The 26,907-nt window shown below is 52.6% G+C and carries 23 protein-coding genes and 4 pseudogenes; 5 read left to right on the top strand and 22 right to left on the bottom strand.

Annotated elements, in window-relative coordinates:
* Nucleotides 1-72 precede the first annotated feature (72 nt).
* From purA to nnr, 11 genes are all read right to left on the bottom strand, one after another.
* Nucleotides 73-1,371, bottom strand: coding sequence for an adenylosuccinate synthase (gene purA, locus ESM_RS0117965; RefSeq protein ID WP_000527967.1), 1,299 nt, complete (start codon nucleotides 1,369-1,371; stop codon nucleotides 73-75).
* A gap of 103 nt (nucleotides 1,372-1,474) precedes the next feature.
* The gene (locus tag ESM_RS1000000128525) at nucleotides 1,475-1,675 is read right to left on the bottom strand and encodes a DUF2065 family protein (RefSeq protein WP_237708212.1); all 201 of its coding nucleotides are present in this window, start codon (nucleotides 1,673-1,675) and stop codon (nucleotides 1,475-1,477) included.
* A gap of 77 nt (nucleotides 1,676-1,752) precedes the next feature.
* On the bottom strand, nucleotides 1,753-2,757 hold the full coding sequence (gene hflC, locus ESM_RS0117955; protein WP_001232407.1) for a protease modulator HflC: 1,005 nt from the start codon (nucleotides 2,755-2,757) through the stop codon (nucleotides 1,753-1,755).
* Nucleotides 2,758-2,759: 2 nt separating this feature from the next.
* Nucleotides 2,760-4,019, bottom strand: a complete 1,260-nt coding sequence (hflK, locus tag ESM_RS0117950) for an FtsH protease activity modulator HflK (protein WP_000312488.1) — start codon at nucleotides 4,017-4,019, stop codon at nucleotides 2,760-2,762.
* 86 nt (nucleotides 4,020-4,105) lie between these two features.
* Entirely contained in the window at nucleotides 4,106-5,386 is a 1,281-nt protein-coding gene (gene hflX, locus ESM_RS0117945; protein ID WP_000460354.1) for a ribosome rescue GTPase HflX, read from the bottom strand.
* A 75-nt stretch (nucleotides 5,387-5,461) separates the two neighbouring features.
* Entirely contained in the window at nucleotides 5,462-5,770 is a 309-nt protein-coding gene (gene hfq / locus ESM_RS0117940) for an RNA chaperone Hfq (RefSeq protein WP_001051887.1), read from the bottom strand.
* Between the two features lie 85 nt (nucleotides 5,771-5,855).
* Nucleotides 5,856-6,806, bottom strand: a complete 951-nt coding sequence (gene miaA, locus ESM_RS0117935; RefSeq protein ID WP_001280339.1) for a tRNA (adenosine(37)-N6)-dimethylallyltransferase MiaA — start codon at nucleotides 6,804-6,806, stop codon at nucleotides 5,856-5,858.
* Nucleotides 6,799-8,646: a DNA mismatch repair endonuclease MutL gene (mutL, locus tag ESM_RS0117930; RefSeq protein WP_001122492.1), complete on the bottom strand. Its 1,848-nt coding sequence runs from the start codon at nucleotides 8,644-8,646 to the stop codon at nucleotides 6,799-6,801. Before mutL ends, miaA begins: the two co-directional genes overlap by 8 nt.
* Nucleotides 8,647-8,655: 9 nt before the next feature.
* Entirely contained in the window at nucleotides 8,656-9,993 is a 1,338-nt protein-coding gene (gene amiB, locus ESM_RS0117925) for an N-acetylmuramoyl-L-alanine amidase AmiB (protein ID WP_000990259.1), read from the bottom strand.
* Nucleotides 9,994-10,011: 18 nt separating this feature from the next.
* A complete protein-coding gene (tsaE, locus tag ESM_RS0117920; RefSeq protein WP_000981973.1) occupies nucleotides 10,012-10,473 on the bottom strand; it encodes a tRNA (adenosine(37)-N6)-threonylcarbamoyltransferase complex ATPase subunit type 1 TsaE in 462 nt (153 codons plus the stop codon).
* On the bottom strand, nucleotides 10,445-11,992 hold the full coding sequence (gene nnr, locus ESM_RS0117915) for a bifunctional ADP-dependent NAD(P)H-hydrate dehydratase/NAD(P)H-hydrate epimerase (RefSeq protein ID WP_010379592.1): 1,548 nt from the start codon (nucleotides 11,990-11,992) through the stop codon (nucleotides 10,445-10,447). Before nnr ends, tsaE begins: the two co-directional genes overlap by 29 nt.
* On the opposite strand from nnr, the gene queG reads away from it, so the two are divergent.
* Nucleotides 11,991-13,130 carry a tRNA epoxyqueuosine(34) reductase QueG gene (gene queG / locus ESM_RS0117910; RefSeq protein ID WP_001294210.1) on the top strand — a complete coding sequence of 380 codons (1,140 nt, stop codon included), beginning with the start codon at nucleotides 11,991-11,993 and terminating at the stop codon, nucleotides 13,128-13,130. The two genes, nnr and queG, sit on opposite strands and share 2 nt — an antisense overlap.
* A 190-nt stretch (nucleotides 13,131-13,320) precedes the next feature.
* Here the strand turns inward: queG and ESM_RS1000000129160 are convergent.
* The 10 genes and pseudogenes from ESM_RS1000000129160 to ESM_RS1000000127140 all read right to left on the bottom strand — a co-directional run.
* Nucleotides 13,321-14,164, bottom strand: a pseudogene (locus tag ESM_RS1000000129160) (DUF932 domain-containing protein).
* Between the two features lie 105 nt (nucleotides 14,165-14,269).
* A complete protein-coding gene (locus ESM_RS0117900; RefSeq protein ID WP_001272244.1) occupies nucleotides 14,270-14,566 on the bottom strand; it encodes a hypothetical protein in 297 nt (98 codons plus the stop codon).
* A gap of 372 nt (nucleotides 14,567-14,938) precedes the next feature.
* Nucleotides 14,939-15,061, bottom strand: a complete 123-nt coding sequence (locus ESM_RS0117895; RefSeq protein ID WP_223200913.1) for a Hok/Gef family protein — start codon at nucleotides 15,059-15,061, stop codon at nucleotides 14,939-14,941.
* Nucleotides 15,006-15,158: pseudogene (locus tag ESM_RS1000000129155) on the bottom strand (DUF5431 family protein); the annotation flags it as partial. The gene ESM_RS0117895 and the pseudogene ESM_RS1000000129155, both read right to left, overlap by 56 nt.
* 173 nt (nucleotides 15,159-15,331) lie before the next feature.
* A pseudogene (locus ESM_RS0117885) lies at nucleotides 15,332-16,094 on the bottom strand (plasmid SOS inhibition protein A).
* Nucleotides 16,091-16,525: a conjugation system SOS inhibitor PsiB gene (gene psiB / locus ESM_RS0117880; RefSeq protein ID WP_000845922.1), complete on the bottom strand. Its 435-nt coding sequence runs from the start codon at nucleotides 16,523-16,525 to the stop codon at nucleotides 16,091-16,093. The pseudogene ESM_RS0117885 and the gene psiB overlap by 4 nt, the downstream one beginning before the upstream one ends.
* A 54-nt stretch (nucleotides 16,526-16,579) precedes the next feature.
* Nucleotides 16,580-18,538: a ParB/RepB/Spo0J family partition protein gene (locus ESM_RS0117875; protein WP_000117102.1), complete on the bottom strand. Its 1,959-nt coding sequence runs from the start codon at nucleotides 18,536-18,538 to the stop codon at nucleotides 16,580-16,582.
* Between the two features lie 65 nt (nucleotides 18,539-18,603).
* Nucleotides 18,604-18,837: a DUF905 family protein gene (locus ESM_RS0117870; protein WP_000005998.1), complete on the bottom strand. Its 234-nt coding sequence runs from the start codon at nucleotides 18,835-18,837 to the stop codon at nucleotides 18,604-18,606.
* Nucleotides 18,838-18,894: 57 nt separating this feature from the next.
* Nucleotides 18,895-19,434: a single-stranded DNA-binding protein gene (locus ESM_RS0117865; protein ID WP_000290855.1), complete on the bottom strand. Its 540-nt coding sequence runs from the start codon at nucleotides 19,432-19,434 to the stop codon at nucleotides 18,895-18,897.
* Between the two features lie 17 nt (nucleotides 19,435-19,451).
* Nucleotides 19,452-19,742, bottom strand: a pseudogene (locus tag ESM_RS1000000127140) (pyridoxal-dependent decarboxylase); the annotation flags it as partial.
* A 495-nt stretch (nucleotides 19,743-20,237) separates the two neighbouring features.
* Here ESM_RS1000000127140 and ESM_RS0117860 point away from each other — a divergent pair.
* Entirely contained in the window at nucleotides 20,238-21,887 is a 1,650-nt protein-coding gene (locus tag ESM_RS0117860) for an alpha,alpha-trehalase (protein ID WP_000934243.1), read from the top strand.
* A 51-nt stretch (nucleotides 21,888-21,938) separates the two neighbouring features.
* Here the strand turns inward: ESM_RS0117860 and ESM_RS0117855 are convergent, their stop codons facing one another.
* Nucleotides 21,939-22,541, bottom strand: a complete 603-nt coding sequence (locus ESM_RS0117855) for a helix-turn-helix transcriptional regulator (protein ID WP_001165765.1) — start codon at nucleotides 22,539-22,541, stop codon at nucleotides 21,939-21,941.
* Nucleotides 22,542-23,059: 518 nt separating this feature from the next.
* On the opposite strand from ESM_RS0117855, the gene ESM_RS0117850 reads away from it, so the two are divergent.
* The 3 genes from ESM_RS0117850 (at nucleotide 23,060) to ESM_RS0117840 (ending at nucleotide 26,754) form a co-directional block, all read left to right on the top strand.
* The gene (locus ESM_RS0117850) at nucleotides 23,060-23,959 is read left to right on the top strand and encodes a LysR family transcriptional regulator (protein ID WP_032159445.1); all 900 of its coding nucleotides are present in this window, start codon (nucleotides 23,060-23,062) and stop codon (nucleotides 23,957-23,959) included.
* A gap of 48 nt (nucleotides 23,960-24,007) precedes the next feature.
* Complete coding sequence (yhjD, locus tag ESM_RS0117845) at nucleotides 24,008-25,021, top strand: inner membrane protein YhjD (RefSeq protein ID WP_000191245.1); 1,014 nt, start codon at nucleotides 24,008-24,010, stop codon at nucleotides 25,019-25,021.
* Nucleotides 25,022-25,431: 410 nt separating this feature from the next.
* On the top strand, nucleotides 25,432-26,754 hold the full coding sequence (locus ESM_RS0117840) for an MFS transporter (RefSeq protein ID WP_001149022.1): 1,323 nt from the start codon (nucleotides 25,432-25,434) through the stop codon (nucleotides 26,752-26,754).
* The last annotated feature ends 153 nt before the right edge of the window (nucleotides 26,755-26,907 follow it).

The following is a 26,907-nucleotide window of genomic DNA, read 5'->3' as shown; positions in this document are numbered from 1 at the left end:
ATGGCTTACCCGACACAGTAATGTATCACACTGCTAGCCCGGCAGGCAAAAGATCTGCCGGGCGTACCAGAATTACGCGTCGAACGGGTCGCGCAGAATCATGGTTTCAGTACGATCCGGACCAGTAGAGATGATATCGATCGGCACACCGGTCAGCTCTTCAATACGCTTGATGTAGTTCAGCGCTGCCTGCGGCAGACCGCTACGATCTTTCACGCCAAAGGTGGATTCAGACCAACCCGGCATGGTTTCGTAAATCGGCTCAACGCCTTTCCAGTCATCTGCTGCCAGCGGAGTGGTGGTCACTTCGCGACCATCCGGCATACGGTAGGCCACGCAGAGTTTCACCTCTTTCAGGCCGTCCAGAACGTCCAGTTTGGTCAGGCAGAAGCCAGACAGAGAGTTCAACTGTACCGCACGACGAACAGCAACGGTGTCCAACCAGCCGGTACGACGGCGACGACCCGTTGTCGCGCCAAATTCGTTACCCTGCTTGCAGAGGAACTCGCCGGTTTCATCAAACAGTTCAGTCGGGAACGGACCTGCGCCAACGCGAGTGGAGTAAGCTTTGAGGATACCCAGAACGTAATCAACATAACGCGGCCCCAAGCCGGAACCGGTCGCCACGCCACCCGCAGTGGTGTTGGAAGAAGTTACGTACGGATAAGTACCGTGGTCGATATCCAGCAGCGTACCCTGCGCACCTTCGAACATGACGAAATCGCCACGTTGACGCGCCTGGTCGAGCAGGTCAGAAACGTCAACCACCATAGAAGTCAGGATGTCAGCAACCGCCATCACATCATCCAGAACTTTCTGGTAATCAACCGCTTCAACTTTGTAGTAGTTAACCAACTGGAAGTTGTGATATTCCATCACTTCTTTCAGTTTTTCAGCGAAGGTTTCTTTGTCGAAAAGGTCGCCAACACGCAAACCGCGACGTGCTACTTTATCTTCGTAGGCCGGCCCGATACCACGACCCGTGGTGCCGATCGCTTTCGCACCACGCGCTTTCTCACGTGCGTTATCCAGCGCCACGTGATAATCAAGGATCAGCGGACATGCTTCAGACAACAGCAGACGCTCACGAACGGGGATGCCACGGTCTTCCAGTTCTTTCATCTCTTTCATCAGCGCAGCCGGAGACAGCACAACACCGTTACCGATGATGCTGGTTACATTCTCGCGAAGAATACCTGATGGAATAAGATGGAGAACGGTTTTTTCACCGTTGATTACGAGAGTATGGCCTGCGTTGTGACCGCCCTGGTAGCGTACAACATATTTAGCCCGTTCAGTCAGAAGATCGACGATCTTACCTTTACCTTCGTCACCCCATTGGGTGCCCAGTACGACGACGTTGTTACCCATTTTTCAAAATCACCGTTTGCTTAAAAATGGATTCTACCATCGCTTTTTCAGAGTTACAGCACTTTTTGCATCCAAAAATGACCTTAGTCAGTCTATTTTTTGCTCAGCCAATCGTTTTCCTCAACATGTAGTAGACCACAACGCCCGCAACCACAAGTCCACCGCCAAAACGGCGTAAAATATTATCGGGTAAATTGGTCATCGCGGAGATCATTTCTTCCACGCCTGTGGGTAAAGCATCGGCCCTAAACCTTCCAGCACCAAAACCAGAGCAAGCGCCAGCCAGATTGTCGAATTCATTCATTGTCCTTATAGAAAAAGAAAACCACCGGCATCCCTGAGGATGCGGTGGCTTTATTTACCTGTACCGCGGTCGTTATCTTAACGCGTCGCGGAGCTCGGCGTCTTCATGTAGCGGAAGAAATCGCTGTCCGGGCTCATGACCATCACGTCCTGATTACCGGAGAAGCTATTCTCGTAGGCACGCAGGCTACGGATGAACGCGTAGAAGTCTGGGTCCTTGCTGAATGCATCAGCAAACAGTTTAGCCGCTTCGGCATCACCTTCACCGCGCATGATACGACCCTGACGCTCTGCTTCTGCCAGCGTTCTGGTCACTTCATAGTCGGCAGTCGCGCGCAGTTTTTCCGCTTCTTCCTGACCTTGTGAACGGTGACGACGCGCTACCGCTTCACGCTCGGCGCGCATACGGTTGTAAATCGCTTCAGACACTTCGGTCGGCAGGTTGATCTGCTTGATACGCACATCGACAACTTCAATACCCAGCGCAGCCATACTGTTCGGGTTGATGACCGGAACCTTGCCCTTAGTCTCTGCCGTTACACGTTCAGCGGCTTCTGCGATAGCGTTATCTGCCGCAGGCGTAGACACTTCATCTTCCGTCCCCGCAGAACCAGAGTTCAGCGCGTCACGCACTTCGAGGGTCAGACGACCACGAGAATCAGTGACGATGTCTTTCACATCCAGACGACCAATTTCAGAACGCAGACGGTCAGAGAACTTACGTTTCAGCAGCACTTCTGCTTGCGAAATATCGCCGCCGCCCGTTGCCAGGTAGTAACGGCTGAAATCGCTGATGCGCCATTTGATGTAAGAGTCGACGATCAGGTCTTTCTTCTCTTTGGTCACAAAGCGGTCTGCCTGGTTGTCCATGGTCTGAATACGTGCGTCGAGCATTTTCACCGTTTCAATGAACGGTATCTTGAAATGCAGACCCGGTTCATAAACCAGAGGTTTGTTGTCATCGTCACGCAGTACCTTACCAAAACGCAGCGTAATACCGCGCTCACCTTCTTTGACGACAAAGACAGACATGTAAAGCACTACCAGCACGATGATGATAATCGCGATAACTGACTTACGCATCGTTATTCCCCCTGACGCTGGTAGTCGTTACGCTGCGCGTTGGCGCGGCGTTGGTCCATAATATCGCCCTGACTGGTGGACGACGTGTTGCTTGCTCCACTGGTTGTGGAGGAAGAGGCTGGCGGCAGACGCAGCAGGTTGCTGGCACCGTTGTCGCTCTTCGCCGCAGGCGCGTTGCCGCCTTTCAGCATCTGGTCTAACGGCAGAACCATCAGGTTGCCACCTTTATCGTTAACCAGCACTTTGCGGGTGTTACCCAACACTTTTTCCATCGTCTCGATATACAGACGCTCGCGAGTAATTTCCGGCGCGGCTTTATATTCCGGCAGAAGTTTAGCAAAGCGCGCCACTTCACCCTGGGCTTCCAGGATAGTCTGAGCCTTGTACGCACGCGCCTCTTCGAGGATACGTTGCGCCTGACCGTTCGCACGCGGCTGAACTTCGTTGGTATACGCCTCTGCTTCACGAATGTATTGCTGTTCGTTTTCACGCGCAGCAATCGCATCGTCAAACGCGGCTTTTACTTCTTCCGGCGGACGAGCGGCCTGGAAGTTGACGTCCAGCAGCGTGATACCCATGTCATACGGACGAATCGTCTCTTCCAGTTCGCGCTGGGTATCGCTACGAATCACAGTACGACCTTCCGTCAGAATGCGGTCCATGGTGTATTTACCGATAACTCCACGCAGGGCGCTGTCGGTTGCCTGACGCAGACTGTCATCCGGGCTGGTCACGCTATACAGGTATTTTTCCGGATTGGTTACGCGGTACTGCACGTTCATCTCAACGCGCACCACGTTTTCGTCCGACGTCAGCATCACACCGGAAGCAGCCAGTTCACGCACGGCTTCTACGTTCACCGGTTTGACTTCGTCGATAAACGTCGGTTTCCAGTTCAGACCCGGCTCAACCAGATGGCTGAATTTACCAAAGCGTGTTACCACGCCACGTTCGGCTTCTTTAATGGTGTAGAAACCACTGGCCGCCCAGATAATGACAATCGCTGCCGCTGCGATGGTAACGACACGACCGCCAAGCTGCGGGCGCGGACCTTGCGATGAACTACCACCGCCAGATCCAGTGCCTTTGCCGCCGCCCAGTCCACCGAGCTTTTTGCTCAGTTTGCGGAAGATATCATCTAAATCAGGTGGCCCTTGATCACGACCGCCTTTGTTTCCATTTCCCTCAGAGTTGCCGCCAGGTTTGCTGCTTCCCCACGGGTCGCGGTCTTGTCCGTTATTACCGGGCTGATTCCACGCCATGTTTGTGCTCCATATTTGTTATGCGGTGATCCCTGTTGTCTTTCGACGCCAGAGGATATGACTCCACGCTTCAGACGCTTTGCCGGTTAGATCAGGTAATCGATCAACGCCGGTTCTTGTTTACAGAGGCGACGCCAGTCAATGATCGGCATACGAACTTGCAGACTTACGCTGCCGTCCTCCTCCATCCACTCTTTTTCTATTGCCTGAAGCTGATAAAAACGGCTTCTCAGACGCCCTTCCTGCGGCGGCAAACGCAATGTATGCTGCGCCACCTCACCGGAAAGCCGCTCCGTCAAAGCCTGAAAAAGCTGTGGTATCCCCGCTCCGGTCTGCGCGGAAAGCCAGACACGAATCGGTTTGTTCTCTTCATCTCGATCAATACGCGGTTCGAAATCGTCCAGCATATCGATCTTGTTCATCACCAGCAGGGTTGGGATCTCGTGAGCATCGATCTCTTCAAGAACCGTATTCACCGCTTCGATGTTCTCCTGTACGCGCACATCTGCCGCATCAATGACGTGCAGCAGCAATGTGGCTTGCCGCGTCTCTTGCAACGTGGCTTTAAACGCCGCCACCAGATCGTGCGGCAAGTGGCGAATGAACCCTACGGTATCCGCCAGTACGGTTTCACCGACATCCGCGACGTCAATACGCCGCAACGTAGGGTCGAGGGTGGCAAACAACTGGTCTGCCGCATAAACCCGTGCTTCGGTGATGCGATTGAAAAGGGTAGATTTACCGGCGTTGGTATATCCCACCAGCGAAACTGTAGGAACGTCGGCTTTGATGCGCGATTGCCGCCCCTGCTCACGCTGCTTTTCAACTTTTTCCAGGCGCGACTGTATCTGCACAATGCGATTACGCAACAAACGACGGTCGGTTTCGAGCTGGGTTTCGCCCGGCCCACGCAAACCGATCCCGCCTTTCTGTCTTTCAAGGTGGGTCCAACCACGCACCAGGCGCGTGGCCAGATGGCGCAACTGCGCCAGCTCAACCTGCAACTTACCCTCATGAGTACGTGCACGTTGGGCGAAAATATCTAAAATAAGACCAGTGCGGTCGATAACACGACATTCGCACAAACGCTCCAGGTTACGCTCCTGCGCCGGACTCAGTGCATGGTCAAAAAGAACGACCGAAGCACCCGTCGCTTTTACGGCTTCCGCAATTTCAACGGCTTTACCTTCACCAACAAAATACTTTGGGTGCGGCGCTTTACGGCTACCGGTAATCACCTGCAATGCTTCGACACCGGCGGAAGAGACCAGAGATTCAAACTCCTGGAGGTCTTCCATATCTTTGTCTTGCGTAAAATAGATGTGTACCAGCACCGCCTGCTCACCAGCATCATAACGGTCAAACAAGCGTATAACCCTCTAAATAGATCAGCGGGGAACGCAGGATCGCTGGCTCCCCGTGTAAAAAAACAGCCCAAAACCTTATTCGGTTTCTTCGCTGTCCTGTTGCGCGGAAGTATTCTGCGCGCTGCTACCATGATGGTAGTTACTGCTGGTACTGCCACCGGCGTTGTTACTGTGATGAGAAACCGGGCGAGACGGGACAACAGTAGAAATCGCGTGCTTATAAACCATCTGGCTGACCGTGTTTTTCAACAGGATCACGAACTGATCAAAAGACTCGATTTGTCCTTGCAGCTTAATACCATTCACCAAATAAATAGAAACTGGAACACGTTCCCGACGCAGTGCGTTCAGGAACGGATCTTGTAAAGATTGCCCCTTAGCCATTCTCTCTTTTCCTTATATGCTTATTTGTACTTTGAACCTTTCGATTCTGAAAAAATTGCGCACGATACGTCTCAATTGTACACATTCAGCCTGCGATAGCACCAACAACCTGTAATACTTCGTCACGCGCCTGTTCTGGTTTTTCACTGTCAAGCCAGTGAACCCCTTCCCAACCACGCAGCCAGGTTATTTGCCGCTTCGCCAACTGTCTCGTGGCGCAAACACCTCGATAAACCATTTCATCGTATGAGATTTCGCCTTCAAGGTAAGACCACATCTGGCGATAACCCACGCAACGAATGGAAGGCAAATCCGTATGCAAATCTCCTCGGGCAAAAAGCGCCCGGACTTCTGCTTCAAAACCTGAAGCCAACATCTGATGAAAACGCTGCTCAATTCGTTGATGGAGCAGTTCACGGCTCGCCGGGGCGATGGCGAACTGATGCACCTGATACGGTAGAGCGTCTCCTGACGTTTGCGTCAGTTCCGTTAAAGTTTTACCCGAAATGAAAAAAACTTCCAGTGCCCGGGAAAGCCTTTGTGGATCATTTGGATGAATCCTTGCTGCCGCAACCGGATCGATCTCCTGAAGTTGACGGTGCAATGACTCCCAACCTTGCTCTGCCGCCTGTTGCTCAATTCTGGCCCGTACTTCCGGGTCCGCCGACGGTAGCGGCGACAACCCTTCCAGTAACGCCTTGAAATACAACATCGTACCGCCTACCAACAGCGGGATCCGCCCCGCCGCGGTGATATCGGCCATTTCCGCCAGCGCATCGCGGCGAAAATCAGCAGCCGAATAAGCCTGCGACGGATCGCGAATATCCAGCAATCGGTGCGGCGCGGCGAGTAACTCTTCAGCGTTCGGCTTCGCCGTCCCGATATCCATCCCTTTGTAAATAAGGGCAGAATCAACGCTTATCAACTCTACTGGTAAAATTTTACGCAGCTCAATAGCCAGCGCCGTTTTACCGGAGGCCGTTGGCCCCATCAAAAAAATTGCCTTAGGCAGGCTCGCCTTACTGATATCACTCATCTTTCAGGGCTTTTATCGCCGGATGTAAATCAACAGATTGTAACAGACCACCCGGCGGCGTTTTCACAAGCTGAGGACATAACCGTTCTACGTCCGCCAGTAGGGTAATGGCTTGTGCCATTGACCACTGTGCATGTTCGCTCGTCAGATTTCGTGCAATCCACTGCGCAATATTGCCATGTTCGAATACGGACTGCTTTGCCAGGTAGCCTATCAGTTCAGGAATCAAGATTTGTAAATTTTGTTGGCGTAAGGGTAAAGGCACGGCCCTGATGGTCACATGCTGCGCATCGGACTGATATTCAATGCCTAACTCTGCCAGGGCAGACTGCGCTTTTTCTAATGCCGATTTTTCTTCGCCAGAGACTTTTAGCCGCAACGGAATAAGCAACGGCTGGGCGCAAACTGGCGATTCACCCGGTGTCAGTTGCACCTGACGCAACCAGCGTTCCGCTACCGGCAGGGCTAAAAGTGAAATTTTGCCGTCGCGTTCCAGCAGCGCACAGTCAGAATGGACGATAGTCAGCACCCGACCAAAGCTTTGACCATTCGCTGCCAGCGTAAGTTCCTGCGGTTCTGACGCTTTTGGTTTGTGCATTGGCGCAGGCGTTTGCAAAAGCTGGCGATACACTTCGCCTTGCTGTTTCTGGTAGCCTGGCTGTGCGTTCGGCCACGGAGCGGCCTGGCGGCTGCCTGTTGCTGGAGCAGGAGAGTAGCGCTGGGCTGCTGGCTCACGAACTGCCGGTTCAGCAAAATGATTACGCCCTGCTGCCACGCGGTTTTCTGGTACAGGACGCGGTGCTGGCTGAGCGTTACCCTCCAACGGCAAAGGCGTTTCCAGTTGCTGTTGCAGCACGCTTAACACACCCTGATAGATAAAATCATGCACCAGGCGCGACTGATGAAAACGCACTTCGTGTTTGGCAGGGTGCACGTTAACATCCACCTGATGCGGGTCGATCTCAAGATACAACACAAACGCCGGTTGTTGGTCGGCCCCCAGTTTATCTTCGCAGGCCTGGCGGATCGCGTGATTGATCAGGCGATCGCGCATCATGCGCCCATTCACGTAGCAATACTGAATTTCTGCCAGCGCGGGCGTGGTGTGAGTCGGATCTACGACCCAGCCGTGCAGCGTGAGGTCACCGTGCTGCCATTCAATCGCCAGCGCATGTTCGAGAAAAGCGGTGCCACAAATCGCCCCTAAACGGCGCTCTTTTTGCCCGCCTTCCGGCACCGCGCGGTACTGGCGCATGATTTTTCCGTTATGTGACAGGTTGATGGTCACATCGAAACGCGCCAGTGCAATACGCCGGATAATCTCATCAATATGGTTAAATTCCGTTTTCTCGGTGCGCATGAATTTGCGCCGCGCCGGGGTGTTGTAGAACAGATCCAACACTTCCAGCGTCGTTCCCACCGGATGGGCAGCAGGTTTAACCGTCACATCCATATCACGCCCTTCGGCATAAGCCTGCCAGGCTTCCTGCTGTTCCGCGGTGCGCGAAGTGAGTGTCAGGCGGGAAACCGAACTGATACTCGCCAACGCCTCACCGCGAAAGCCCAGGCTGATAATGGCTTCGAGATCGTCCAGAGAGGCGATTTTACTGGTGGCATGACGCGCCAGCGCCAGCGCCAGTTCATCTTTTTTGATACCGCAGCCGTTATCACGAATGCGGATAAGTTTCGCCCCGCCACGTTCGATATCAATATCAATGCGCGTCGCCCCCGCATCGAGGCTGTTTTCCACCAGTTCTTTGACTACCGACGCAGGTCGCTCGACCACCTCACCTGCGGCAATCTGGTTCGCCAGTTGTGGCGGTAAGACCTGAATTGGCATCAATAATCCTTAGTTTGGCAGCGTGCGATCTGACGTCGTGGCAGTACTGGCTGTCTGCGCAGTTGCGCCCTGCGGCGCAGACTGCATCGGATGCGCAAGGAAATAATTGCGCAGGCCGTTGTAAATGGCTTCTGCTAACTGCTGTTGATAATCGTCGCTCGCCAGCAAACGCTCTTCGCTGTTATTGCTGATAAAACCGGTTTCGACCAGTACTGACGGGATATCCGGCGAACGCAGAACGCCAAGGCTGGCGTGTTCTGGTCGACGTTTATGAATTTCGCCAATGCGTTGTAACTGGCTGATCATACTGGTCGCCACATCATACCCTACCCGCTGGGAATGACCGAACTGTAAATCCAGCACTGCCTGGCTTAAGTACGGATCCGACTGGCTGTTTGCCAGCACATCACCAGCACCGCCCAGCAACTCTGACTGTTTCTCGTGCTGTTCCAGCCAGCTTGCCATTTCACTGTTTGCGCGACGGTTCGAGAGCACCCATACAGAAGCGCCGGTGGCACTGCGGTTCGGTGCGGCATCGGCGTGAATCGACACGAGGAAATTGGCGTTTTGCTTACGTGCGACGTCACTACGCCCCATCACCGAAATAAAGTAATCCCCGTCACGGGTTAAAACCCCCTTAAACATCGGATCGGCATTGAGCAAAGTACGCAATTTACGCGCAATGGCGATGGTGACATTTTTCTCCCGCGTACCGCCAGGGCCGATAGCGCCTGGGTCCTGACCGCCGTGCCCGGCATCAATGGCGATGACAATTTTATCGCCAGTGTTAGCCGTCGCGCGCGCTGCCGGACGCGTTACCGTATTGCTGCTGATGACACCTGTTGTGCGGTTGCTTTCAGTTTTAAACGGATTGCGCGCAGGTTCACTTACGCGCGGTGCGACAACCGTAGGTGTTTCAACGCGTTTAGCAACCACAGGCGGCGGAGGGGGCGGTGGCGGTACATCGGCGTTAATCGTAAAGACGACTGTGTAATTGCTACCATTCTGCCGCTTCACCGCTTCGGTTTTACCGTTTTCGGTAAGATCGACCACCAACCGCAGCGTTTGCGCATCTTTTGGCGTGCCAGAGCGAATAGCTTTTACCAAATTATTGCCACTGAACAACAACGGTAGCCCCTGAATTACACCGGTTTGTTTAATATCCAGCGCCACAGTGCGTTTGCTTTGATGGCTAAAGGCATAATCAGGATCGCCAATAAAACTCAACGTTATCCGCGCCTGCTCACTGCCATTAGAAACCTGAATATCAGAGAGCGTAGCGGCACCAGCCTGTGCGCACAACAGCACCAATGCCGCCACCAACCAATTTTTGATGCGATACATCATCCCGCCACCTTTTAAAGGTTAACCGGCTAAACGCGCCAGCAACAATTCACCCGCAGAGGAAACAGCACTCACGCGCGCCTCACGGCCTTGTGCCTGATAATCAATGTGTATTTCGACATCCGGGTCAGGAAGAACACCTGTACCTTGTTGTGGCCATTCCACCAGGCAGATGGCATCGTGGGCAAAATAATCGCGGATCCCCATAAACTCCAGCTCCTCGGGATCGGCAAGGCGGTACAAATCAAAGTGATAAACCATTAATTTGTCGAGCGTATAGGGTTCGACCAGCGTATAGGTGGGGCTTTTGACATTACCCTGATGGCCCAGAGCTTGTAAAAAACCCCGGCTGAAGGTGGTTTTACCTGCACCTAAATCGCCATACAGATAGATTACGGTAGCGCCATCGCAGGCTTTAGCTACCCGTTCGCCCAGGTCTAATGTTGCCTGCTCGTCAGGGAGCGGAATTACTCGATTCATCATGGTTTTTATCAGTCACTTCCGGGTTAACAATACGCTGTAGCGTGGAAAAGAGATCGGTTGCCAGCATCCCGCGCGTACCAAAACGCGCTGCCAGCACATCGGCCGCCGCACCGTGCGCAACACAACCGGCACAGGCAGCATCATACGGCGTCAGTTTCTGCCCTAACAATGCGCCAATAATACCAGAGAGCACATCGCCCATGCCGCCACTGGCCATACCTGCATTTCCGGCGTCAACAATACCTAACGCATCAGGATGTGCAGCGACCACGGTTCCGGCACCTTTCAGCACCGCTACACCACCATAACGTTGTACCAGACGTTGTGCGTAATGTAAGCGGTCACTTTCAATTTCAGCCACGGAACAGCCCAACAACCGTGCAGCCTCGCCAGGATGCGGCGTGATCACGCGATTGTGACGCTTATCGGGATTGATTGCCAGCAGGTTCAATGCATCGGCATCCCACAACATCGGTTTGCGAAAATTCTCGACTTTTTGTAGGGCTTTTTTCCCCCACTCTTGCTGACCCAGACCAGGGCCAATCACCACCACATCGGCCCATTCCAGGCTATCAGCTAAGGATTCCGCAGTCAGTTCGTATACCATCAATTCCGGGCGCGCGGTCAGCAACGGCGCAATGTTTTCACTGCGCGTCAGCACTCTGACCAAACCAGCACCAGCACGCAGCGCCGCTTCGCCCGCCATACGGATCGCGCCCGCCGTGCCGTGATCGCCACCGATAATCACCAGTCGCCCGTGATCGCCTTTATGTGATGTCGGGCGACGCGGTTTCAGCCAGTGAGAAAGTTGCGATGCGGAAAAGCGCTGAATTTTCGCCTCCTGAGTTGCCAGCCACCTATCCAGCCCCAGCGAGTCAAAATGCAGATCCCCGGTTACATCCCGCGCTTTCCCGGTTAGCAAGCCTGGTTTCAGGGCAATAAAGGTCACGGTGTGAGAGGCGTTGATCACCGCACCTGGCGTGGCTCCGGTTTGTGCTAACAGGCCGGAAGGAATATCAACTGCCACAATCGGCGCAGGATGAGTATTGGCATGATCGATTAATTTACTGATGGGTTCACGGGGCGCTTGCTGCAATCCGGTGCCGAGCAGCGCATCAACTATCAGATCCACCGACTCAGGCCAGACAATATTCGAAGCATGAATCTCGCCTCCCGCGTTTAACCATGCATCGCGCGCTTGTGCGGCCTCTTCTGGCAACGGTTTGTCGCTCTCCTGGGCCAGCAGCGTGACCTCAATGCCGATGGCTTTTGCCCGCCGCGCGACCACATACCCATCGCCACCGTTATTGCCATGACCGCACAGCACCAGCCAATGACGGGCGTCAGGATAAGCGGTACGACACACCTGAAACGCGGCTTCCCCCGCACGAAGCATCAGTTCATAGAGCGTTAGCCCCAGCGCATCCGCCGCCTCGCGTTCGCCACGGCGGATATCGTCGGCGTGCCAGACGGTGTGTGGTATACTTACGGGGTTTTTCTTCATTGTATGGTCCGTCATGTCAGAGCCCCTCGATCTCAATCAGTTAGCGCAAAAAATTAAACAGTGGGGGCTGGAACTGGGCTTTCAGCAAGTAGGTATTACCGATACCGATCTCAGCGAGTCCGAGCCAAAACTGCAAGCATGGCTGGACAAACAATACCATGGCGAAATGGACTGGATGGCGCGTCACGGTATGCTGCGCGCCCGCCCCCACGAGTTATTGCCCGGTACACTGCGCGTGATCAGCGTGCGGATGAATTATCTTCCTGCCAACGCCGCATTTGCCAGCACGCTGAAAAATCCCAAACTCGGCTATGTTAGCCGTTATGCGCTGGGCCGTGACTATCACAAACTTCTGCGCAACCGACTCAAAAAGCTGGGCGAGATGATTCAGCAACATTGTGTTTCGCTGAATTTTAGACCGTTTGTCGACTCTGCGCCTATTCTTGAGCGTCCGTTAGCTGAAAAAGCAGGTCTTGGCTGGACAGGTAAGCACTCACTTATTCTTAATCGCGAAGCTGGTTCGTTCTTCTTTTTAGGCGAACTGCTGGTTGATATTCCGCTACCTGTGGATCAACCGGTTGAGGAAGGATGTGGTAAATGCGTTGCCTGCATGACGATTTGCCCGACCGGAGCCATCGTGGAACCATATACCGTCGATGCTCGCCGCTGTATCTCTTATCTCACCATTGAACTGGAAGGAGCAATCCCGGAAGAACTACGGCCATTAATGGGAAACCGTATTTACGGTTGCGATGATTGTCAGCTTATCTGCCCGTGGAATCGCTATTCACAACTGACAACTGAAGATGATTTCAGCCCGCGTAAACCGTTACATGCGCCGGAGCTCATTGAGCTTTTTGCCTGGAGCGAAGAGAAGTTTTTAAAAGTCACGGAAGGATCAGCGATTAGGCGGATTGGTCACTTACGCTGGCTGCGAAATATCGCCGTAGCACTAGGAAATGCGCCCTGGGATGAAGCGATTCTGGCTGCACTGAACAGTCGGAAAGGTGAACACCCACTTCTCGATGAACACATAGAGTGGGCGATTGCGCAGCAAATCGAGCGACGAAATGCCTGCGTGGTCGAGGTGCAACTACCGAAAAAACAGCGTCTGGTTCGCGTGATAGAAAAAGGCCTACCACGTGACGCCTGATTCATCCACAGCTTGTGAATAAAATTAAAAACACATTGCAATTCAAGCCAGAAAAAATCGTCAAGTGATCAATACGACAAATCACAACCTTATTTTTCAACTTAAATATCAACACGTTAAAAAATTACTATTCACCGTGCGAAGTTTTCCTGAAATTAAGATTACAGCCCGACACTGTGGATAACTCTGTTTACAAGAGTTTGTCAGAGATAACAAAAACCAGCAATAACGCATCGCGTCGCTGTGGATATTTTATTGAGAGGAGAAGGATGTCACCATCAATGCCTGTAATGGCTCTTGTCCTTGTATTTTTACCGGAGGCACTTTTTCCCGGTAATCCACCTTTTATCATATTCTCCTGAACCCGCTGCCAGGTCGTCCAGAGATCGTTCTGTTTATCCTCCCGACGACGGGGAGTAATTATTTGTTCAGGCGTCACTGGCGTTTTATTTTCATCCTCATACCTGACCATCAGTGCAGCCCTGCCAAATAAATGTTGCTCGTCACTGTTAAGATGAATTTCTTTCATCGCCTCTGTTAGCGCCAGTGACCTTATCAAAGACATCGAGCACTTCATATGCTCCCTCGATAACCTGCCCGACAATATCGCCTTTATGCGGAATGCGGATTTCACCAAAATTATTCCCGCACACCAGGCCATTTGTGCAGACAAAACGAAAAATTCCGGGGATCATCTGATAACTGGATGAACCATCATGTGAATTAAGCAGGATAATTTCAGGAACTTCCTGCCCATTAATATGCCCTTCCCTGCGAAGACGTAACATATGTTTACTGCATTCGCGACGCCCCAAATCACGAACCCGACTCTGACAGGCAAAGAACGGCTGGAAACCTTCATCACGTAACTTATTGATGATATTGATGGTTGGGATATATGTATAACGCTCACTCCGGGATTCATGTTTGTCATCAGAAAAAACAGACGGCACAAACTGCATTAATTCGTCATCCGTTAACGGGCGCTCACGGCGAATGGAATTATATCGGCCAAAACGGGAAGCCAGTCGCATAATATTCACTCCTCGCTGAAAGAAAAAATAAGTCAAAAATTTTTTCGCTTAATTTCCTGCCCCTGATTATTATTAACAAATCGACAACAATCAGGGGAAAAATCATCACACCGGACTGGTCATGGGCTGACCGGCCTGTTGGCTGAAAAGCATCATCAGTGCACTCAAATCACTGGCTTTTTTTCTGATAACTGGCGTGTGATTTTCCAGGCTATCCAACAGCGCCCCCAGTTCATCATTGATTTGCCCTAACTGTTTCATCAGCGTTTCCGCATCCAGGCTGCTCTGGTATACAAGATTTGCCTGAACAGCACGACTCTGCATGATGTCGATTTGTGCGATTGCGTCCTTCTGCTGATCGCCGGTTGGCTGATAAGTGGTGTTAAAAGAAAATGCGCTCATAATTCCTCCTGCATCGGCCCGGGAAAGACACAGGCAGGAGAACAACAAAACAGACAGTAATCAGGGCAGCAGTAATCAGAATCAGAACAGGAGGGAAAAGAGAATAATCACAGGGAAGGTGATGTGATTTCTGACTGGCCATAACCAGAGAAGGCGGGGGAGAAGAACGGGCGCCGCAGGCGCGCGTTCATCCCCGTTCCCGAAGGGAAACGGCCTTCCTGGCTGCCTGGTTGTTCATGCCCGCACAATGCCAGTAAGGAAAAAGGGACTGCCGGAAAACGGATAAACCAGCAGTCCCTTCATAAAGGCGCTTCAGTGCAGTCAGGCCAGCATCAGCCCTGAAAAGGCGGGCCTGCGCCCGCCTCCAGGTTGCTACTTACCGCCGGATTCGTAAGCCATTGTTGCCGTAACCTCCCTGTATCCGTCCTTCAGCCGGACTTCGCACAGACGATTCCGGGTCAGGAGTGTGAATATCAACAACGTGCAGCACACGATTAATACGCACCAGATAAGGGCGTTTCCCGGTAGTTTCATGGTTTACTCCTCCTTGCAATTTGCACGGTAAGAGGCCATACTGACGTGGATGAGACATACAGTGGGCCTCGTGGGTTAATGAAAATTAACTACGGGGCTTTCTGCTTTCTGCCACACGACAGGATAACAAACCACCTTCACGTCATGAGGCAGAAAGCCTCAAGCGCCGGGCACATCATAGCCCATATACCTGCACGCTGACCACACTCACTTTTCCTGAAAATAACCCGCTCATTCAGACCGTTCACGGGAAATCCGTGTGATTGTTGCCGCATCACGCTGCCTCCCTGAGTTTGTTCGGCACCATCCATCGCTCCATCTCACGGACGGCATGACCGGCCTCTCTGGCTGCCAGACTGGCTTCCGCGATGACCTGCCAGAACGGCATATCCTGCCACTGCCAGCGTTCCATTCCGGCCAGTGACGGAAAACGCTCGCCCCACTGCCAGAACAGGGTTTCCAGGTCATGCTCTGCCACCCGGTCACTCCAGCGTGCATGCCAGCTTCCGACTGTTTCCGGCGAATGGAATGCCAGTTCGATTTCCGCCTGAGCGACCAGCGCCTGGTACGCACGGGCTTTCTGCTCTGCCTCCCGTGCCTGCTGACGGCTGTACTTCTGCATGACCAGCGCGGATTTATGGCGACTGCGCTCCCTGACGCGGAACCGTACCGACGGGAACAGCCGCTCTGCTGCATCACCGGGAAGGGGAAGAAGGCAGACCTCGCCCTGTGTTTCAATCAGCACATCGACGGCATACAGCCACTGAGAACGGTTGCCGCGCAGTTCTTCTGCGGTCAGGGATGGCATGAAAAATCGCAGGTCAGACAGCGATATCCTGCGGCTTCCGTTCAGACAGCGGAAAAATGCCCCCGCATACGGATATTCCGCCAGCATGTTTCCCTGATGGCGGCGTTTTTCCGTCTCCGCCACCGCCCGCCATGCGGCCTGTTGCTCTGTACTGAGGGGAACCAGTGCCTGTGAACGTGCGCTCATACCTGACCTCCTTCCGCCATCAGGATATGGATGATGTCGTTAACGCTGTACCCCTGCGCATCCAGTGACGCCGCCAGTGCCAGTGAATGGCTGACGGCTTCCGGTGCAAACCGTCGCTGTACCTGAACCACTGCAAACGGCTCACCACCGGCATTCACCAGAACCAGCACCCAGACCTGAGAGACGTCACCCGGTGAACATAACGCCAGGTGAAAACGTTCGTGGGCAGGCGTGAAACGGACCTGGACGGGGAAAAATCCGCCAAACTCGCTGCCGTACTCGCCGTTCATCGTCCAGTTGTCCGGCGCATCCAGCTCCCGCATCACGGCGTGTGTCAGCTCACGGCGTTCATCACTTCCGGCAGCCCGGATATCTTCATATTCCTGTGCGTTCATGGTCTGTAATACATTCAGGGTCAGTTCAGTTTTCATCACGGTATCTCCCTTGCTGCCGCCCCGTCTCCGGCGGGGCGGTGTGGTTGTTCATCAGGCGGCATCAGCCAGGTTATCGGTGCGTTCAGTGGTATCCGTCTGTGGACGTGGTGCACACATCCAGCCAGGCACCCAGCGGTTGTCTTTCATATGGTGCTCTGCATGTTCAGCCGCATCGCCTTTCTTCATCTTCTCCGCGTCCCGTGCAGCACCGGACAGTCCTGCCTCATTCAGGGCTGCGATAATCTGCGGCTTTTTCAGGTGTCCGAAGAAGTTTGCTTTTGTCGGCTGCCACCAGTCGCGCATGTGGAATCCGATAGCGGTTTCCAGCGGGTCAAGCGGACTGCGTGACGTGTGACCACACTCACGGGTCTGAACGCCGTGGATGCTGCATGCGGTGCAGAAACTGAGCAGGGATAACAGCAACTCCTGGCTGAGTGACAGGAACGTCGTCATATCCCATGCCCATCCCTCCGGTAACAGGGCAGCAAGACGGGCTTTTTCTGCCATCATCGCCATGAATGCGGCACCTTCCTTCCCCGATGGCGCATCGCTGGTCAGCGAATAATGTTTACATTCCAGGCTGATTTGTGCTGGTTTACTGTACGCTCCGCTGCCAAATACATTCAGGCAGAGCGTCCATGCCAGCAGTGCCAGAGATTTGTCCGGTTGCTGCATCAGTGCTGCCTGGACTGCCAGCGTGCGTTCGGAAGACATTTTCGTCAGCAGTGGCAGACTGATTTCCTCCACTGACGCTTTCTCCTGCACCTGTTCCGTGCGGTCAGCGTCGTCAGCCACGTCATCCTCACTGCGCAACTGCACACCACGCTGGACACACACATTACCGTAACGCCAGGACACCACCACACCGCTTCCGGCACGCATCTCCGGCGTCCACGCTCTGACCTTCGCCATGCAGCGCATCAGCTTCATTTCTGCTTCCAGCAAGTCGGATTCCTCACACTGATTTTCCGGCGCGTCGTAACGCGTCATCAGTTCGTTCAGGCGTTCTTCTTCCGCCTCCGTCAGCACCGCTTCCGGCTCCGGCAGACAGCGGTATGTTCCGGCATCCTCACGGCACTCACCGACAGGCTCCATGCGTCCGGCGCACCATTCCCAGCCTTCGGCTTCCCGAAGGTGTTCAGCGACAGCCTGGAGTTTTTCCAGCAGGGCGGCATCGAGCGCAACGCAGTCCACATAGCCACCCTCGTCGTCGCTGAACAGGTCAGTGCGCAGTTCATCTGGCGAGAAGGCATCAGCCCCCACGAAGCGGAATTTACTGTTCCCCGCCACCGCCACTTCACTTTCAGTCACCAGACGACGAATGGTCTGTACTTCCGGTTTTCCACCCCATCCTGACTGGCAGGCGGCTTCAAACACCTGCACCTGACGCGCGGTGTCGTTCTCCAGCGCCAGCGCCTGACAGTGTTCGGTGGTGATGCGGTCTTCTGCCAGCGCATCGAGGATGACAGGCGCAAGGTCTGCCAGTTTCAGCATTCGCTGAACGTGGCGGGGTGAATAGCCCAGCAAATCACCGATTTGTGCCGGTGTTTTGCCTTCCTGCGCCATTGCACGGAATCCGGCAATCTGCTCGGCAGGATGCATATCCCGACGATGACCGTTCTCGGTCATCGATGCCGCCGTCGCCAGTTCCTGCGGAATAATTTTCACGCGGACAGGCCAGTCAGCCGGAATGATGCCACGCTCTGCCAGCATATTGAGTGCTGCCAGTCTGCGGCCACCTGCGGCGACACCGTAGCGGTCACCAGGCAGGGCATGCACGACCAGATTCTGCAGCAGGCCGACGCCCTGAATGGACCCTGCCAGTTCGCTGACGGACTCCGCAGAATACGGCACCGTGCGCACATTCAGCGGTGATTTAATCAGTGAGGCCAGCGGCACGCTCACTTCCTCCGTCTGCGCCAGCAGGGCAGACAGTGCAGTCTCCTGCTCTTTTGACGGTTTACGGCTGGATTTACGCCCCGTTTTTGCCTTAAACTCTGTAACTGACATAGTTAGTACCTCCCAAAACGGTAATAATGATTGTCTGCCGGACGTGTCCCCGTCCGGCACCTCTCTTACTTAAGAATCCCGAAATCCCGGATGACATGGTTCATCCAGTACCCGGCACCGTCCTCAAAATTCCAGGTACGCCAGACCATTGCACCGTTATTACGGACAACCAGGCGAAACTGTTCTCCGTGGTCATCCTCGATAAAGACGTTCCGGTACTGTTCAGCAACAGCTTCGGCATGTTTGCGGGTAAAAGGACCATCAGGCAGCCCCTGAAGTATTCTGAAATATTCGCTCATCCTCATCTCTCCGGTGATGCCCCGCACAGGGCGGGGCGGTTATCACATTCAGGCCAGTCAGAACGGGATATCGTCTGAAAACCCGTAATCCTCCCCCTCCGGCGGTTGCGGCTGAGGCTCCGGCTGCGCGGCTTTACGTCCACGACCTTTCGTTTTTGCGCCTCCTTTTTTCGTACCGGCCTCCGACTGTGGTTCCGGCTGAGGCTGACCGCTGAACTGTTGCCCCTCTTCCGGCTGAGTCTGAGCACCTGCGGCACGTCCCAGCATCTGCATGGTGCCCGTGGTCTTAACAAGAATTTCGGTGACATAACGGGTGATACCGTTATCCTCCCAGCTACGGGTGCGAAGCTGACCTTCGATGTAGACCTGCGCGCCCTTGCGCAGATATTCACCTGCCACTTCCGCGAGCTTGCCGAACAGCACCACGCGGTGCCATTCCGTCTGCTCCCGCATCTCCCCCGTCTGTTTGTCGCGCCAGCTTTCAGACGTGGCCACCTGCAGGTTTGCCACTGCGCCCCCGTTGGGGATGTAACGGACTTCCGGGTCTTTACCCAGGCGACCAATGAGTACAACCTTGTTAATTCCACGAACTGCCATAATGTGTCTCCTTCTGGGTCAATTGCTGCAGATTGCGGGTATTCTTCTTTGTCGATCCAGTTTTTATTTATCGACAAATCCATCAATTTATGGACATTTTCATCGTCCCAGGTCTGGCAGAAAGTCGCCAGATTCTGACGGGCGTTACCGTCGAGAAATAATTCATCATTGATAATCTGGAATGCGATGTCATCGCGTATTTCATGCAGCGGAAAACGTTTCGATTCCGCGATAGTGGAAATTGCCTTTGCGCCAAAACGTGAATCTAGTAGTTCTGAGCGGAAATCCGTTAACAACTTCTGGTCCATTTCGAACTCCTTAAATTTATTTGAAGGCAATAAAAAAGTAGGATTTATCTGTAATAGACGCAAGGAGTTGCCGGTGTAATTTAAATAACAAAATCCTAAGAGTGAAATAACGTTATTTATATAATCAGTTATCGCTAATAATATTATATTTATAGCTTATTAAAACAAATGTATATTTTGGCATTTCTTTATTAATTTTTATTTTAATTACAAAAAAGTTGGTGACCTTCTGTATTGTTACACAGGTAGCCGCTACTCTTATTCGTAACAACAATGACATATCCTGATTTCTCAACAGATTACATGAATATTCCGAAAGTGAAGAATGACGGGAAACAACATATATAATATTCTCTTTGAATATTAGTGAGTTATATTTTTTCTCCATTAATAAACGTGATCTACCGCACGCTTTGTCGCCCACCAGGCGGAACGAATGACTACCCTTAAAGGAAAGCCCGATAATTAGCGACGAATTTCGGAGGTCGGATCCTTATGCTCAATCAGAAAATTCAAACCCCTAATCCAGACGAACTGACGATCGAAGTCGATCTCTGTTATGAGCTGGATCCGTATGAATTAAAACTGGATGAGATGCTCGAGGCAGAGCCAGAACCCGAAATGATTGAGGGATTGCCTGCCTCTGACGCGCTAACGCCTGCTGACCGCTATCTCGAACTGTTCGAACATGTTCAGTCGGCAAAAATTTTCCCCGACAGTAAAACCTTTCCCGATTGTGCGCCGAAAATGGACCCGCTGGATATATTAATCCGCTACCGTAAGGTTCGCCGCCACCGTGATTTTGACTTGCGCCGATTCGTTGAAAATCACTTCTGGTTACCGGAAGTCTACTCCAGCGAGTATGTATCGGACCCACAAAATTCACTAAAAGAGCATATCGACCAGCTATGGCCAGTGTTAACCCGCGAACCGCAAGATCACATCCCGTGGTCTTCTCTGCTGGCGCTGCCGCAGTCGTACATTGTCCCCGGAGGCCGTTTTAGCGAAACCTACTACTGGGATTCCTATTTCACCATGCTGGGGCTGGCGGAAAGCGGACGCGAAGATTTACTGAAATGCATGGCCGATAACTTCGCCTGGATGATCGAAAACTACGGCCACATCCCCAACGGCAACCGCACCTACTATTTGAGCCGCTCACAGCCACCGGTTTTCGCTCTGATGGTGGAGCTGTTTGAAGAAGATGGGGTACGCGGCGCACGCCGTTATCTTGATCATCTGAAAATGGAATATGCCTTCTGGATGGACGGTGCAGAATCGCTGATCCCCAATCAGGCCTATCGCCATGTTGTTAGGATGCCGGACGGTTCGCTGCTTAACCGCTACTGGGATGACCGTGACACACCGCGCGACGAATCCTGGCTTGAGGACGTAGAAACCGCAAAACATTCCGGTCGCCCCCCCAACGAAGTGTATCGCGATTTACGTGCGGGCGCGGCTTCTGGCTGGGATTACTCCTCCCGCTGGCTGCGTGACGCGGGTCGTCTGGCGAGTATTCGCACCACCCAGTTCATCCCCATCGACCTGAACGCTTTCCTGTTTAAACTGGAGAGTACCATCGCCAACATCTCGGCGCTGAAAGGTGATAAAGAGACAGAAGCGCTGTTTCGCCAGAAAGCCTGCGCCCGCCGCGATGCGGTAAACCGTTATCTCTGGGATGATGAAAACGGAATCTACCGCGATTACGACTGGCGGCGCGAACAACAGGCTCTCTTTTCCGCTGCGGCCATCGTGCCGTTATATGTCGGCATGGCAAACCACGAACAGGCCGATCGTCTGGCAAATGCCGTGCGAAGCCGTTTACTGACACCTGGCGGGATTCTGGCAAGCGAGTATGAAACCGGTGAGCAGTGGGATAAACCCAACGGCTGGGCACCGTTACAATGGATGGCGATTCAGGGATTTAAAATGTACGGAGATGACCATCTGGGTGATGAGATCGCTCGTAGCTGGCTGAAGACGGTGAATCAGTTCTACCAGGAACACCACAAACTGATCGAGAAATACCATATTGCCGATGGTATCTCCCGCGAAGGCGGCGGCGGTGAATATCCGTTACAGGACGGGTTTGGCTGGACCAACGGTGTGGCACGCCGTTTAATTGGTTTATACGGCGAACCGTAATATTTTTTACAGCCAGCCGCTAATATCCTGCTGGCTGTAAAATTATCCTCTTCAGGAGGAGATATTTAACATCATTGCCGCCTGGGTTCGGTTTTTCACTTCCAGACGTCGATAAAGCGATTCCAGATGCGCCTTTACCGTTCCGGTGCTGATATTTAACGCCCGGCCAATCTCTTTATTCGATTCGCCTGCCGCCAGCATGGTTAAAATTTCCCGCTGGCGGGCGCTTAATGATGCGAGATCTTTCGACTCTTTTTCCGGCGCTGTTCGCCAGTCGCCGGGCAGAAACATCATGCCCATCACCGCACTGTTTACCGCCAATACGAACGTCTCAACGGTTGAATCACGCGGCACAATGGCCATCACATTAAAGTGGATAACCTCCTGCAACCATCGTTTGTTGCAATCCGTCGCCGTGATTAACACTTTAATATCAGGAAATTGCACCACGGTTTTTTGCAATAACCACTGGCAAAATTCACCGTCTTGATCGCCATCCAACATCACTAAGGCTTCGGGATAGCTTTCAAGTCTTTGCCATAGCTCATCTGCCTGACTGACGCCCTGAATACCTACCCCTGGAATACGCTGTTGTAAACTGATTTTCATTCCATGAATAAATATTGACTGCCTGTCAAACATGATTATTTGCATTACTGAATCTCCACCTGAATACGTTAAAAAGACTTAAGTAGTGGAAGGGTATTACCCGAGAGACAAAATAAGAATTCGCCATTTGGCGGTGGCCATTCTACAGAGATGAAACGTAGAAAATAGTTACCGATATAAATAGTTACAGCTAAATGCCCGAAATTACATGTCGAGGGCACTATTTAAAAAATTCTTAAGGAATTCCTTATATTTTGCACCGCATTCAGGCAAGTAAAGTAGATTTATCGCTCGTTTTAATAACGTCTACGGTTAAAGAAAATGATTAGATTGCGCACTAATCCGCAATACGCTGTTTGTGCATTTTATGAAATGAGTCAAAATTATGACCTTCTGCTGGTTATTTCTCTATTCAGGGAACGCTAATCCACCCTTTATTCTCTAAAATATCCTCACTTTCTGCGTTGCACCGTTGTGAAATCATGCATTAGATGTTAGAAAAAACAATAAATAATGCGATATGCGCGTTACTGTTTCGCTGTGAACAACAATCGGTCAAAGAAATGGATAAAATTCACGCAATGCAGTTGTTCATCAAAGTCGCGGAGCTGGAAAGTTTTTCCCGCGCGGCAGATTTCTTTGCTCTGCCGAAAGGTAGCGTCTCGCGTCAAATCCAGGCACTGGAAAACCAGCTTGGCACCCAGCTCCTCCAGCGTACCACGCGGCGGGTACAACTGACGCCGGATGGTATGACCTATTATCAACGGGCGAAAGATGTGTTGAGTAATCTCAACGAACTGGACGGCCTGTTTTTGCAGGATACCACCAGCATCAGCGGTAAATTGCGCGTCGATATCCCGGTCGGAATGGCGAAAAATTTGTTGCTGCCGCGGTTACCCGATTTTCTGTATCAGTATCCGGGTATTGAACTCGAATTAAGCAGCAGCGACCGTCAGGTAGATATTCTTCATGATGGCTTTGATTGTGTGGTTCGCACAGGTACGTTACCCGACGATGGACTCATCACCCGTCCACTCGGCAAACTGACGATGGTCAACTGTGCCAGTCCGCACTATCTGACGCGCTTTGGTTATCCGCAAAATCCCGACGATCTGACTTCACACGCGGTAGTGCATTACACGCCACATCTGGGCGTGCACCCATTGGGTTTTGAGGTTGCCAGTGGTCATGGCGTCCAGTGGTTTAAGTCCGGCGGCATGTTGACGGTAAACAGTAGCGAAACCTATCTCGCCGCCGGTCTGGCGGGGCTGGGGATTATTCAGATCCCCCGCATCGCCGTGCGCGAAGCCCTGCGCGCCGGACGGCTTATTGAAGTGTTGCCCAGCTATCGCGCCGCTCCACTCTCCATTTCCCTGGTTTACCCTCAGCGTCGGGAGCTTTCCCGCCGTGTAAACCTGTTTATGCAGTGGGTCGCAGGCGTAATGAAAGAGCACCTGGACTGACAGACTATACTTTTTAAGACAGACAACGACTGAAGGACTAAAGAGCGGATGACGCAGGAAAACGAGATCAAACGTCCCACCCAGGATCTGGAGCATGAGCCGATTAAGCATCTGGATAATAGCGATAAAGGCGGCAAAGTCAGCCAGGTGCTGGAAACTGTCACCACCACCGCCGAAAAAGTCCAACGCCAACCGATCATCGCGCACCTGATTCGCGCGACTGAACGCTTTAACGATCGACTGGGTAATCAGTTTGGCGCAGCGATCACCTATTTCTCGTTTTTGTCGATGATCCCGATTTTGATGGTGTCGTTTGCCGCTGGGGGTTTTGTGCTGGCTTCGCATCCGATGCTGTTACAGGATATCTTCGACAAAATTCTGCAAAACATCAGCGATCCAACGCTTGCCGCCACGTTGAAAAACACCATCAACACCGCTGTTCAGCAGCGTACTACCGTAGGTCTTGTTGGCCTGGCGGTGGCACTTTATTCCGGCATCAACTGGATGGGCAATTTACGTGAAGCGATTCGCGCCCAGTCGCGTGATGTCTGGGAACGTTCGCCGCAAGATCAAGAAAAATTCTGGGTTAAATATCTGCGTGATTTTATTTCGCTGATTGGCTTGTTGATTGCGCTGATTGTGACGCTCTCAATCACCTCCGTTGCCGGTTCTGCGCAGCAAATGATTATTAGCGCATTACACCTTAATAGCATTGAGTGGCTGAAACCGACGTGGCGATTGATTGGCCTGGCGATTTCCATCTTCGCCAACTATCTGCTTTTCTTCTGGATCTTCTGGCGGCTGCCGCGTCACCGCCCACGGAAAAAGGCGCTAATTCGCGGGACATTCATCGCAGCTATTGGTTTTGAAGTGATTAAAATTGTGATGACCTACACCCTGCCATCGCTGATGAAATCCCCCTCCGGCGCAGCCTTTGGTTCCGTGCTGGGGCTGATGGCATTTTTCTACTTCTTCGCCCGTCTGACGCTGTTTTGCGCGGCGTGGATTGCCACCGCCGAGTACAAAGATGACCCGCGAATGCCGGGTAAAACACAACATTAAAATATGCCGGATGCGGCGCAAACGCTTTATCCGGCCTACGAATTTATTCGGTCTGGCTCCCCCCTGGCCGGGTAAGATGCTCCAGCATCGCATCCGGCTATAACGCGCACATAACCTCCTGAAACTCTTCCCCCTGCGCCTCTTCAGTATCGCTTCAGGAGCAAACAATTTCATGCCAACTCATAAGCTCAGCATATAAATCCAGTTGGTAACTTTTATTTAACCTAAAACCAGTTTTATCGACTATTTATGAAATTATGTGAAGCATTTCATAGAAGAAAAATCACCAGCCTAAACATTATCCCCTTTTTGCCTGGTTTTTAGTCGTTTTCGTGGTTTGTTACACATTGAAATATCACTTTTGCTGTGCGTAATATGGCTATTCGTTAGACAAAAAATAAGAAAAGATTATGCAAGCAACAGCCACAACACTCGACAACGAGCAAGAATACACGCCGATCAACTCGCGTAATAAAGTCCTTGTCGCCTCCCTCATTGGCACGGCCATTGAGTTTTTCGACTTCTACATTTACGCCACTGCGGCCGTTATTGTATTCCCGCATATCTTCTTCCCGCAGGGCGATCCGGCGGCGGCGACACTACAGTCGCTCGCGACCTTCGCTATCGCTTTCGTCGCGCGCCCCATCGGCTCTGCCGTGTTTGGTCATTTTGGCGATCGCGTTGGGCGTAAAGCGACGCTGGTCGCCTCTTTGCTAACGATGGGAATTTCGACGGTGGTCATCGGCCTGCTGCCTGGCTACGCAACGATTGGTATTTTCGCCCCGCTGCTGCTGGCGCTGGCTCGATTTGGTCAGGGCCTGGGATTAGGCGGTGAATGGGGCGGCGCAGCGCTGCTGGCGACCGAAAATGCGCCGCCGCGTAAACGTGCGCTGTATGGCTCCTTCCCGCAGTTGGGCGCACCGATTGGCTTCTTCTTTGCCAACGGCACTTTCCTGCTGCTTTCCTGGCTGCTAACCGACGAGCAGTTTATGAGCTGGGGCTGGCGCGTGCCGTTTATCTTCTCGGCGGTGCTGGTGATTATCGGCCTGTATGTTCGCGTGTCGCTGCATGAGTCGCCGGTGTTTGAGAAAGTCGCTAAAGCGAAAAAGCAGGTGAAGATCCCGCTGGGTACGCTGCTGACCAAACACGTACGCGTTACGGTACTCGGCACCTTTATCATGCTGGCGACCTATACGCTGTTTTACATCATGACCGTCTATTCAATGACCTTCAGTACCGCCGCCGCGCCAGTCGGGCTTGGCCTGCCGCGCAATGAAGTGCTGTGGATGCTGATGATGGCAGTAATCGGTTTTGGCGTGATGGTGCCGGTAGCCGGGTTGCTGGCTGATGCCTTTGGTCGTCGTAAAAGCATGGTAATCATCACCACACTGATCATCCTGTTCGCACTGTTCGCCTTTAACCCACTGCTCGGTTCTGGCAACCCGATTCTGGTTTTTGCCTTCCTGCTGCTGGGGTTAAGTCTGATGGGGCTGACCTTCGGGCCAATGGGCGCGCTGTTGCCAGAGCTGTTCCCAACGGAAGTGCGTTACACCGGAGCATCATTCTCTTACAACGTATCGTCGATTCTCGGGGCTTCCGTTGCACCGTATATCGCGGCCTGGCTGCAGACTCACTACGGGTTAGGTGCGGTAGGGTTATATCTGGCGGCGATGGCCGGCTTGACGCTAATCGCTCTGCTGCTGACGCATGAGACGCGACATCAGTCGTTGTAATAAGAGAGTGAAAAGCCTGATGCGCTACGCTTATCAGGCCTGAATTTCCATACAATGTATTGAATTCGCAAGGATTAGTAGGCCGGATAAGGCGTTCACGCCGCATCCGGCATGAACAAAGCACACTTTGCCAACAATCTAAATCTGTTTAAT

It is taken from the genome of Escherichia sp. TW09308, from assembly GCF_000208565.1.
In the GTDB taxonomy this organism is placed as follows: domain Bacteria; phylum Pseudomonadota; class Gammaproteobacteria; order Enterobacterales; family Enterobacteriaceae; genus Escherichia; species Escherichia marmotae.
The sequence above is the reverse complement of the archived record's forward strand: the minus strand, read 5'-3'. Positions and strand labels throughout refer to the sequence as shown.

Bases quoted from the DNA above. Each gene is read 5' to 3' on its own strand.
- purA (WP_000527967.1), bottom strand. From the start codon at position 1,371: ATGGGTAACAACGTCGTCGTACTGGGCACCCAATGGGGTGACGAAGGT.
- ESM_RS1000000128525 (WP_237708212.1), bottom strand. From the start codon at position 1,675: ATGAATGAATTCGACAATCTGGCTGGCGCTTGCTCTGGTTTTGGTGCT.
- hflC (WP_001232407.1), bottom strand. From the start codon at position 2,757: ATGCGTAAGTCAGTTATCGCGATTATCATCATCGTGCTGGTAGTGCTT.
- hflK (WP_000312488.1), bottom strand. From the start codon at position 4,019: ATGGCGTGGAATCAGCCCGGTAATAACGGACAAGACCGCGACCCGTGG.
- hfq (WP_001051887.1), bottom strand. From the start codon at position 5,770: ATGGCTAAGGGGCAATCTTTACAAGATCCGTTCCTGAACGCACTGCGT.
- miaA (WP_001280339.1), bottom strand. From the start codon at position 6,806: ATGAGTGATATCAGTAAGGCGAGCCTGCCTAAGGCAATTTTTTTGATG.
- mutL (WP_001122492.1), bottom strand. From the start codon at position 8,646: ATGCCAATTCAGGTCTTACCGCCACAACTGGCGAACCAGATTGCCGCA.
- amiB (WP_000990259.1), bottom strand. From the start codon at position 9,993: ATGATGTATCGCATCAAAAATTGGTTGGTGGCGGCATTGGTGCTGTTG.
- tsaE (WP_000981973.1), bottom strand. From the start codon at position 10,473: ATGATGAATCGAGTAATTCCGCTCCCTGACGAGCAGGCAACATTAGAC.
- queG (WP_001294210.1), top strand. From the start codon at position 11,991: ATGTCAGAGCCCCTCGATCTCAATCAGTTAGCGCAAAAAATTAAACAG.
- nnr (WP_010379592.1), bottom strand. From the start codon at position 11,992: ATGACGGACCATACAATGAAGAAAAACCCCGTAAGTATACCACACACC.
- ESM_RS0117900 (WP_001272244.1), bottom strand. From the start codon at position 14,566: ATGAGCGCATTTTCTTTTAACACCACTTATCAGCCAACCGGCGATCAG.
- psiB (WP_000845922.1), bottom strand. From the start codon at position 16,525: ATGAAAACTGAACTGACCCTGAATGTATTACAGACCATGAACGCACAG.
- ESM_RS0117875 (WP_000117102.1), bottom strand. From the start codon at position 18,538: ATGTCAGTTACAGAGTTTAAGGCAAAAACGGGGCGTAAATCCAGCCGT.
- ESM_RS0117870 (WP_000005998.1), bottom strand. From the start codon at position 18,837: ATGAGCGAATATTTCAGAATACTTCAGGGGCTGCCTGATGGTCCTTTT.
- ESM_RS0117865 (WP_000290855.1), bottom strand. From the start codon at position 19,434: ATGGCAGTTCGTGGAATTAACAAGGTTGTACTCATTGGTCGCCTGGGT.
- ESM_RS0117860 (WP_000934243.1), top strand. From the start codon at position 20,238: ATGCTCAATCAGAAAATTCAAACCCCTAATCCAGACGAACTGACGATC.
- ESM_RS0117855 (WP_001165765.1), bottom strand. From the start codon at position 22,541: ATGCAAATAATCATGTTTGACAGGCAGTCAATATTTATTCATGGAATG.
- ESM_RS0117850 (WP_032159445.1), top strand. From the start codon at position 23,060: ATGGATAAAATTCACGCAATGCAGTTGTTCATCAAAGTCGCGGAGCTG.
- yhjD (WP_000191245.1), top strand. From the start codon at position 24,008: ATGACGCAGGAAAACGAGATCAAACGTCCCACCCAGGATCTGGAGCAT.
- ESM_RS0117840 (WP_001149022.1), top strand. From the start codon at position 25,432: ATGCAAGCAACAGCCACAACACTCGACAACGAGCAAGAATACACGCCG.